Origin of the sequence: Okeania sp. SIO2F4 (genome assembly GCF_010672385.1) — a bacterium.
In the GTDB taxonomy this organism is placed as follows: Bacteria; Cyanobacteriota; Cyanobacteriia; order Cyanobacteriales; family Microcoleaceae; genus Trichodesmium.
The window spans coordinates 1-9,364 of the sequence record NZ_JAAHGT010000336.1 but is presented as its reverse complement, the minus strand read 5'-3'; the positions used below and the strand labels follow the sequence as shown (position 1 = coordinate 9,364).

Annotated in this window: 9 protein-coding genes and 1 pseudogene; 4 read left to right on the top strand and 6 right to left on the bottom strand. The window is 39.3% G+C overall.

All coding sequences use genetic code 11. The annotated features are described in order from the left end of the window. From F6K22_RS20535 to F6K22_RS20520, 4 genes are all read left to right on the top strand, one after another. Nucleotides 1–2,047: PAS domain S-box protein (locus tag F6K22_RS20535; RefSeq protein ID WP_293101934.1), on the top strand; the 2,047-nt coding region annotated here is incomplete at its 5' end. Further along, entirely contained in the window at nucleotides 2,047–3,315 is a 1,269-nt protein-coding gene (locus tag F6K22_RS20530) for a two-component system response regulator (protein WP_293101931.1), read from the top strand. The genes F6K22_RS20535 and F6K22_RS20530, both read left to right, overlap by 1 nt. 385 nt (nucleotides 3,316–3,700) lie before the next feature. Next, a complete protein-coding gene (locus F6K22_RS20525; RefSeq protein WP_293101937.1) occupies nucleotides 3,701–4,012 on the top strand; it encodes a helix-turn-helix domain-containing protein in 312 nt (103 codons plus the stop codon). A gap of 114 nt (nucleotides 4,013–4,126) precedes the next feature. Further along, nucleotides 4,127–4,549, top strand: a complete 423-nt coding sequence (locus F6K22_RS20520; RefSeq protein WP_293101929.1) for a transposase — start codon at nucleotides 4,127–4,129, stop codon at nucleotides 4,547–4,549. A gap of 172 nt (nucleotides 4,550–4,721) precedes the next feature. Here F6K22_RS20520 and F6K22_RS20515 read toward each other — a convergent pair whose 3' ends face one another. From F6K22_RS20515 to F6K22_RS20500, 6 genes and pseudogenes are all read right to left on the bottom strand, one after another. Next, entirely contained in the window at nucleotides 4,722–7,001 is a 2,280-nt protein-coding gene (locus F6K22_RS20515; RefSeq protein ID WP_293101926.1) for an N-acetylmuramoyl-L-alanine amidase, read from the bottom strand. A gap of 228 nt (nucleotides 7,002–7,229) precedes the next feature. Next, nucleotides 7,230–7,529, bottom strand: coding sequence for a zinc ribbon domain-containing protein (locus tag F6K22_RS42280; protein WP_363274014.1), 300 nt, complete (start codon nucleotides 7,527–7,529; stop codon nucleotides 7,230–7,232). Further along, a pseudogene (locus F6K22_RS42275) lies at nucleotides 7,438–7,665 on the bottom strand (hypothetical protein); the annotation flags it as partial. The gene F6K22_RS42280 and the pseudogene F6K22_RS42275, both read right to left, overlap by 92 nt. A gap of 63 nt (nucleotides 7,666–7,728) precedes the next feature. Continuing rightward, complete coding sequence (locus tag F6K22_RS42270; protein ID WP_363274011.1) at nucleotides 7,729–8,145, bottom strand: RNA-guided endonuclease InsQ/TnpB family protein; 417 nt, start codon at nucleotides 8,143–8,145, stop codon at nucleotides 7,729–7,731. Between the two features lie 250 nt (nucleotides 8,146–8,395). Next, on the bottom strand, nucleotides 8,396–8,629 hold the full coding sequence (locus tag F6K22_RS20505) for a hypothetical protein (RefSeq protein ID WP_293101923.1): 234 nt from the start codon (nucleotides 8,627–8,629) through the stop codon (nucleotides 8,396–8,398). Further along, nucleotides 8,611–8,793 carry a helix-turn-helix domain-containing protein gene (locus tag F6K22_RS20500; protein ID WP_293101920.1) on the bottom strand — a complete coding sequence of 61 codons (183 nt, stop codon included), beginning with the start codon at nucleotides 8,791–8,793 and terminating at the stop codon, nucleotides 8,611–8,613. The genes F6K22_RS20505 and F6K22_RS20500 overlap by 19 nt, the downstream gene beginning before the upstream one ends. Between the last annotated feature and the right edge of the window lie 571 nt (nucleotides 8,794–9,364).

The window sequence follows — 9,364 nt, the reverse complement described above, 5'->3', positions numbered from 1 at the left end:
GCAAGGAAGGTGCTTCTGTTTCAGTAAGGTTCGAGAACAATTTCCTCAAGACATAGGTTTGCAGGAGTTGGAAGTAGATAGCTATCTAGGTATAGCTCTACTAAACTCTAACCAAGAACCTATTGGTGCCCTGTGCATTCTTCACGACGACACGATCGTTAATCAGCCTTGGTTTGAGAAAATCCTGAGAATTTTTGCTTCCCGAGCTGCTGCCGAATTGGAAAGAATGCAAGCTGCTCAAGCACTACAAAATCTCAATCAGGAACTTGAAGCTAGGGTTAAAAAACGAACAGCAGAATTAGTTCAGAATCAGGAATATCTACGCCAGCTTACAGAAAATATTGATAGTGTTTTCTGGATGACGAATCTGGATAAAAGTCAGATGATCTACGTTTCTCCTGCTTATGAGAAAATATGGGGATTTTCTATTCAGGAACTGTACCGCTCTCCCCAACAATGGATAGAAGCAATTCATCCCGATGACCGTGAGATGGTGGTGGCTGCTTTGCCGCAACAAATAGGGGGTGAGTATAATGAGGAATATCGTATCATCCGTCCGGATGGAAAAATCTGTTGGATTCAAGACCGTGCTTTTCCTATTCGTGATGAATTAGGCGAAGTCTATCGTATTGCAGGTTTTGCTGAAGATATTAGTAAACAAAAGGAGATTGAAGAGACCCTAAAACTTCAAGGAAGGGCGATCGCTGCTAGCAGTAATGGCATTGTAATTGTAGATGCTCGCTTACCAGATTTGCCTACAATTTTCGTAAACCCAGCCTTTGAAAAAATTACTGGCTATACAGCAGCAGAAGTCATCGGACACAATTGCCGATTTTTGCAAGGTGAAGATTGTGAGCAACCTGGAGTGTTCAAACTCAGAACAGCTCTAAAAGAGGGATCTGGTTGTACTGTGAGTTTACGCAACTATCGTAAAGATGGCACTCTCTTCTGGAATGAATTGAGTGTTTCTCCTATTTATGATGAACAAGGCAATCTTTCTCATTACATTGGTATTCAAACAGATATAACCGATCGTATCAAGGCAGAACGTAACTTAAAACAACAGTCTGTAGCAATGGAAGCAGCTATTGATGGAATTGCAATTCTCGATGCACAAGAGCAATACATTTATGTCAATCACTCCCACCTCCTACTGTTTGGTTATCAAGATCGACAGGAACTTCTCGGTAAGAGCTGGAGACATCTTTATGAGCGCGATGAATTGGAACGGTTTGAGTGGGAAATTTGGCCTATCCTTCTGCGTGATGGCCATTGGCAGGGAGAAGCAATTGCGAAACGGCAGGATGGTTCTACCTTTGCTGAAGAGATTTCCCTTACGTTAATTGAAGGTGGTGGATTAGTTTCTGTGTGTCGTGATATTACCCAACGTAAGCAAGCAGAAGAATTGCTCAAATCTTCTCTCCAAGAAAAGGAACTTCTGCTCAAAGAGATTCACCATCGAGTCAAAAATAATCTATTAGTGGTTTCGAGTCTTCTCCATTGGCAGAATGAATATATTACAGATCCAGCAGTATCTAGAATCTTTCAAGAAAGCCAATACCGTATCCATTCAATGGCCTTAATCCATGAAAAGCTATATAACTCTAAGAACCTAGCCGAAGTTAATTTTAGTGAATATCTAGAAACTTTAGCCCAACAGTTATATTACTCATTTAACATCGCAACAGATAGAATTCAACTTAACTTAGAATTAGAACCAGTTTCCCTAAATATTGAAACAGCTACACCCTGTGGACTTATTGTTAGTGAGCTGATTGCTAATGTCTTTGAACACGCCTTCCCAGATAATAGAAAGGGAGAACTCTACCTGAGTCTTAAAAATGAGCAAGATAGAGTAATACTAACTATCCAAGATAATGGTGTTGGCTTACCCTCAGATTTTGATATTTCCCAGACAGAAAGTATGGGGTTACAATTAATTGATATGCTCAGTCAACAGATAAAGGCAGACCTTGAGGTTATTACCAATAATGGGACTACCTTTAACCTAATTTTTGCAGAACTTAAATATCGTAAAAGAATTTAATGACTAATACTAAACCAATTGACATCCTTATAGTAGAAGATGAACTATTAATTGCCCGCCAATTAGCCAGTAAACTTAAAAAACTAGGCTATAACATAATTGATATTGTTTCATCCGGTGAAGATGCACTCCAAGTTGCTCAGGAAAAGTCTCCCAAACTAATTCTAATGGATATTGTCATTCAAGGTGATATGAATGGCATTGAGACAGCGGCTAAAATTTATAATAATTATAGCATTCCGGTTATCTATTTAACTGCTTATGCAGATGACGAAACCTTAAACCAAGCTGAACAAACAGGGTCTTATGGTTACATCCTCAAACCATTTCAAGAGAGAGAATTACACGCCACAATTAAAATGGCTTTGAGAAAGCATAAAAAAGAAACCGAACTTTTGCGATCGTTAGAGGTTGCCAGACAGATGAGAGAGAAAATCAAAGCTATCATCAATACAACCACTGACTTAGACTTAATAGTCAATTCCGATCGACTAGAACTAGAACGCGATTTATACTCTGCTATAGAAAGAGAAGAATTGCAAATTTATTATCAACCTTTGGTAAATATTTTAAATCGACAATTTATTGGTGTAGAAGCTCTCCTCCGGTGGCAACATCAAAAACGAGGTTTGGTTTCCCCTGGTATCTTCATTCCAATTGCTGAGGACACTGGACTAATTGAATCAATTGGTGAGTGGGTTTTAAGACAAAGTTGTATACAAGTTAAAGAATGGCAAAATACTTTTTCTTTGCCCTTGAAAATCTCAGTGAATTTATCAGCTCGCCAGTTCAAACGAAAAACTTTAGTTCAAGAAGTAAGTCTAATTCTGATGGAAACTAAACTAGAACCTGAGCTACTTACCTTGGAGTTGACTGAAAGCCTGCTAATGGAGAACAATATTTTAGTCACTGAGACAATCAATGAATTAAAATCTCTCGACCTTAAACTAGCCATTGATGATTTTGGGACTGGTTATTCTAGTTTAGGTTATCTAGATCAATTCCCTTTTGACATACTCAAAATTGATAGACGTTTTATGCGTAATATTAATGATAATACTGACAAGATTGCCCTCACAAAAGCTATTATTCAGATCGGTCATAGCCTGAATTTAAATATAATTGCTGAAGGAGTCGAAACTGAGAAACAAATTGAATTTCTGGAGCAAAATCAATGCCATATTGCTCAAGGTTATTTGTTTAGCCCCCCTGTTCCAGCAAATGATTTTCAGGACTTTTGCCAAAATAACAGTATGTTTTTTGCTTGAGACAATAAATATGGGTTAATACTTACATTTCGCACTTCAAAACGTATTATAAAAAATAAGGAGTCATATCAAATCCGGTTAAACAATTATAGATTGATTAAGTCGTAATTGACTCAGGAGTCACTCCTCAGGAGTCAGGAGGGGAGAGAATTACAAAGATTGAGTAGTTATGACGATTGGAGAATTTTTTTATGTCCAATTCCCCCGGATTTGATATCAGGACTCAGGAGTCAGAAGTCAGAAGAAAATCATGGTGGTCAATAGGAGCATTGACTTAATCAAAGAATAACGATATAATAAGTTATATACCGTAGTATTAGACAGACTGTGTTTGCTGCGCACATGAAACACAAATAAATGAAATCCATGATTAACCAAGCTCAAACTGAATAATCAGCAAAAAACTCTGATGACTCAACACGCGGGGTATAGTAGATGGTGCTATAACTGGGGTTTAAGTTTGTGGAATGCTGCATATATTGATGGTTACAAGCCTAATGTTTCCTTTCCTTCGGAATGCTACGCAAACGGAATGCTGCGCAAACGAAAGCTAAGAGAGGTTTTTACCAACCAGACAAAGCCTTTATATCCTTGGATGAAAAACTTGTCATCTAAAGTTTACCAATATGCTTTCGTCAACTTAGGTGAAGCGTTTACTCATGTTTTTCAAAGGATTAGGAAAATACCCAAAGTTTAAAAAGAAAGGTAGGTCTGATTCTTTCACAATTGATAATTCACCGAAAACCAATAGAACTTGATGGTTGGTCTCATAAATTGCCTTTTATTGGTGTTGTGAAAACATACGAACCAATTGAAGCAACAACTAAAAAGCAGGACTATTAGTAGACAGGCTGGTGATTGGTATCTCAGTTGTAGGGGCATCTATGCGAATCGCCCCTACAATGAATTTAATGGCATAACCACGGCCAAAAAAACTGATGTTATCGGTGTAGATTTAGGTGTGAAAACCTTAGCTACATTAAGTAATGGAAAAGTATTTGACAGTGTGATATCGTACCAGACATTTGAAGCTAAACTCTCTAGATGTCAATACCGAAACCGGAATAAAATTATTGGTTCTGCTAATTACAAAAAGGCACAGTTAAAGATAGCCAAGCTACACACAAAGGTAGCTAACATCCGTAGAAACGCACTTCATAAATTGACAACAAACAAGTGCCAAAAACCACGGCAGTGTTGTTATAGAAGTATGACAATGTCAGCGGTATGTTAGCCAATCATAAGCTGGCGAAAATCAGTTAGCAGATAGTGATTTTATGAATTCAGGCGACAGCTTAAATATAAATGTCAATGATGTGTCAACCCTCCCTGAGTTTAAGCAACTAAGGTTGTTTGAATAGATGGGAATCCCGCATCATAATCTCTGATTTGATGCCGGGAGGATGTCAACGAGAATAAGCTTGAACATATCTAAGTATGCCACGAGCGATCGCCTGTGCCATGCGACTACGTTGACCGGGGTCAGCAAGTATCCTCGAATCATAATTACCAGTCACAAAACCCACCTCTACCAATACAGCAGGCATTTTAGTATGTCTTAGCACATGAAAACGGGCTCGCTTCACACCACGATTATTCATTGTCGGAAAAGCTTCCAACATACTATTCTGAATATACTGTGCTAGAGACCGCCCACTTTGGTAATAAAAAGTTTCTAAACCATTTACATCCGGACGACTCATACTAATAGCATTAGCATGAATACTCACAAACAAATCTGCTCCAACCCTATTAGCAAGTTCCGACCGTGGTGGCAAATCTAAATCCCGGTCTGTCTTACGAGTCATAACCACCTGTATATTATTCTGCTCCAGGATTTGAGCTACTTCTAATGACATTGGCAACACAATATCCTTCTCCCGTAGACCACCAATACCGACTCCACCTAAATCTGTGGGTCCCCCATGTCCAGGGTCTATCACTATCATTAGTCGTCCATCACGTCTGGGTAATCGATTTGGCAAAGGAAAACGAGGATAACGATTATTAGTATTAGGGCGTCGATTATTGCGACGAGGCCAAGGAAAAGGCCAGCGTCTCGGACGGAAATTTTCAGAGGAATTTTGAGGTAATCTATTCTGAGGTGATGGATTTTGGGGTGATGAATTTGGGGGTAATGAATTTGGGGGTGATGAATTGTTTCCCCGTGAAAGTATTGATGGTCTAGAACTAGAAGGTTGTTCTGTCGGATTTGGTTTCCAACTAGGAGAAAGTAAAGTAGAAGATTGCCTTGTAGAATTTGGCTTCCAACCAGGAGGTGCAGTTCCAATATTACCCCAACCCATAGGCAAAGATAACTGTTGGGCCGTAATCTGAGTTACTTCTGCAATTTTAACGTTAGTAGCAGGCTTAACCAGAATTGTCACTGTTTCTGGATCTTCTTGACGTATTTTTGCCCAGACCAAAGGACTACCAACCTGTCGGCCTGGTAACTGCAATCGGTCATCTACCTTAGCATTATATATAGTAATTCCATAAGCATCTGTTTCAGAATCCCAACCACTGGTATAATTTAGAGCTTGGTCTCCAGTAACAACTAACTCAGTACCATTTTTTAATTCTACTGACTTAACCACTGCAAAGCCAGTAGCTTGATTAATTGTAGGTGGTGCTTCTCCTTGAGGCCATACTGCTACTCCACCTGCATAAGCACGAGCTTGCCATTGAGTATTTGTGTCTGGCAAACTTACTGTCAGACGAACTACTGCTGGTGTAGTTGAAAGTTGAGTTAGCTGGGTAATTGTTAATCCAGATTCATTAAATCTTTGATTTGGTTTGAGACCCTTGGCAGTTAGAGTAGCATTAAGGACATCAATGGTCATCCAGGTACGGTCAACACTCTTCTTCAGTTCAATTTCTGGTAATTTACCACTTGTTTTTAGAACCACTCCCTCTTTTTTTATTTGGACATCTTCTACAAGAGTTGGTGTGCCATTAGTGGCAGTTGAATTAAAGGTAGAAGAATTATCAGGTCTTGGTCTGTTTTGATTGGTTGGTCTTTCTGTTCTGCCAAGAGGTAGGGGCGAACGTGGGGGAGGTGGGGGTGAAGACTGGGGACTTTGGGGAGGTAGGGGTGGAGACTTTTGATTGCTTGGTCTTTCTGTTCTGCCAAGAGGTAGGGGCGAACGTGGGGGAGGTGGGGGTGAAGACTGGAGACTTTGGGGAGGTAGGGGTGGAGACTGTGGTGTAACATTAATATCCGCAGTAGAGGTAATTTTTTGAGGCGTTGGTATTTGTACAGTCCACTCACTAGGAGAAATACCCCGAAATTGTACCTGCTTTGGGTCAATGGTGTAGCCATTGTTTAGTTCTACTACAATTCGAGCTGTTTGAGAATTAAATTGTCCTACTCTGATTGCTTTGATAGATCCACCCACAACTTGAGATGTTCTTATACCACCTAAAGTTGTTCCTGGCAAGTCTATAATTAAGCGAGTTGGGTTAGTAATTAATTGAGCCTTTGGCTGAACGCCACCTTCTGTGGTAAAGGACAGTTGGTTCTGATTAACTTTAAATTGCCAAGATTCTAGGGTTGCAGCTTCAGAGGGACTTCCTAAGACAAAAACGCTGAGTATACTGGGAAGTAAACAGCGCAGAATGAGGTTTTTCCCTAGTTGGGTACTGTTAAGAAAGATCAAACGATTTCCTGGATATATATTTTTCATCTCAAGTCTAATACTTTATTCAATCCTCTAAATCAATATAAATATATTCATTTCACTTATATGGTTGTTGATGAATAGAATATCACTAGCCTATAACTATTTACTTCTACACCCAAATAACCACTTCAATAATAATTTTGAGGATTACTAGAGGGACATACTATCATATATTTTTCTCAATGGTTGTTAGTTATTCCAGATATATGTGACATCTCCCACACTATAGCGTCAGCTTAGTGTAAGCTCTCTCGTTTCCCTGCCCCGGTATCCCGTCGGGCAAGCGCGTGCTTGTCTGACGGAATGCCCTACCGCCCTATTTTTTATATTTATCGCTGCATTCAAGTCGCGGTCTATTACAATACCGCAATACGGACAAGAATGAGTTCGTGTGTTTAATTCTTTGTTGACTTTTTCACCACAGTTTGAGCAATCTTGGCTAGTATTTTTGGGGTTCACTGCTACGGTTTTCACTCCAGCATTTCCGGCTTTGACATTTAAGATAGACAGGAATTGTCCCCCAAATCGCATCATTAATTGATTTACTCAAACGGGTCTTTGCTAGTCCTTTAATGTTTAAGTTTTCGTATTGAATAACATCTGCTTTTGATAACAATTCATTGGCTGTTTTAAAGTGGAAATCTTTACGTTTATCGGCTACTTTTTTATGTTGTTTAGCTACAGCTTTAACAGTCTTGAGCCACCTTTTACTTCCTTTCTTCTTTCGATATCAACGTTTCTGTACAGTCTTTAATCGCTGCTGATATTTTCGATAGTATTGAGGGATGGGGACTGATTCTCCAACACTAGTTACTAAGAATTCTTTTAGTCCCATATCGATTCCTAGAGTGTTTTTTAATGTAGGTTCAACATTAAAAGTCAAAGCTGGAACTGATTTGTCTTCTAGGGATAAAGTTACATAATAACCATCTGCTTTACGACTAATTGTTACTGTTTTAATTATAAAATATTTTGGTATTGGACGATGCTGAATTAACTGTACTTTTCCTATTTTGGGCAAATTAATTTGATTTCCTTCAATACAGTTTTGTTTGATTTGAGGATAACAAAAGCTCCGTTCATTAATTGATAATTGATAATTACCTCGGATTTTAACCGTTACGGAATTGAATATAAGGAAATTCAAGAGCACTTTTCTCTTGGTCGATTGGAGGCCAGCGTTTGCGCTTCGCAAAGCTTCGAAGTTCGCGTAGCGTCCCGGAGGGAACGGAGACCTCGCCATCCCATCCTGACGGACAGCTCCGCAATTCAAGTCGCTCCGCGTTTCGCTGCGCGACATGAAAAACGCGCGTTGTGCGGAACGCTAAACGACCGCTTTTTCCCGTTAAAAGGGTCGGCTTTAAGGTGCGAATTATTTAATTATTAATTATTAATTATTAATTATTAATTATTCGGTAACGTCCAATTCCATTAAATCTTGGTTTTCCTAATCTAGTTCCTTTTTTGTCTGTTTTCAACCATCTATCAAAGGCAAGTTTTACCCGTTTTATGCAATCCTGTAAAATCTGAGAGTGAATTAGCTTGTAGTCAGGAAACTTATCTTTGGTATTGACCAAATCTTTTTTTTGAGAGTAATAATCTGGATTATCTCTTAGTTGAGGAATTGGCATCCACCTTGCGGGCAGGCGTTAACTGGACAACGGTTTTCTGACCACCATGAGAATCTTTCACCCAAACGATAGTTGTACTGCTGACGCAACAATTCCAACCACAATAGAATTGTGGCTATTTTATCTGAGTTGGGCCTTAATTTATATTGGTAGGCAGTGCGCATAGTGGAAAATTTTCGGGGTTATTGCAAGACAATAATACAAGTTTTTCAACTAGGGCGAAAGCTTCTGCTGGGATAGCATACAAATTGAATGGGCATCGAACCCATTCAATTTGCTGCCGATTCATCCGCCAAATCTGCATATTATGGCGTGAGGCTTCTCGGCGATTCAGCTAAAAGCCATCGGCACCAGGAGAATTTGCGACATAATGTAACCCACATTCCGCACTTCAAAACGTAGTATAAAAAATCAGGAGTCAGGAGTTATTATAGAACCCGGGTAATTAGTTATCCTATCGGGCTAGGAGTCATTTCAGTTATCAGTTAGCCTCCTGGTGGAGAAACTGCGCAATTCAGTTATCAGTTATCAGTACCCCTGAAGACTCATGATATTATTTTACAGTAACTAATTATCCGGATTCTATATCAGTGACAAAATCTTCAAAGCTTACCAATCAATACTTGTGACTTTTATTTTTTGACTTTTGACCTCCGGGTAGCGACTAGTAGTCTGCATCTTTTTCGATCGTTCTAAAGTGCATACAGTAATCTCGCCCCTGTTGTTTAGCCTGAA

What these genes read in the sequence shown, in the direction of transcription:
- F6K22_RS20515 (WP_293101926.1), bottom strand. Translation starts at nt 7,001, where the DNA reads ATGAAAAATATATATCCAGGAAATCGTTTGATCTTTCTTAACAGTACC.
- F6K22_RS20505 (WP_293101923.1), bottom strand. Translation starts at nt 8,629, where the DNA reads ATGCCAATTCCTCAACTAAGAGATAATCCAGATTATTACTCTCAAAAA.
- F6K22_RS20500 (WP_293101920.1), bottom strand. Translation starts at nt 8,793, where the DNA reads ATGCGCACTGCCTACCAATATAAATTAAGGCCCAACTCAGATAAAATA.
- F6K22_RS42280 (WP_363274014.1), bottom strand. Translation starts at nt 7,529, where the DNA reads ATGCGATTTGGGGGACAATTCCTGTCTATCTTAAATGTCAAAGCCGGA.
- F6K22_RS20530 (WP_293101931.1), top strand. Translation starts at nt 2,047, where the DNA reads ATGACTAATACTAAACCAATTGACATCCTTATAGTAGAAGATGAACTA.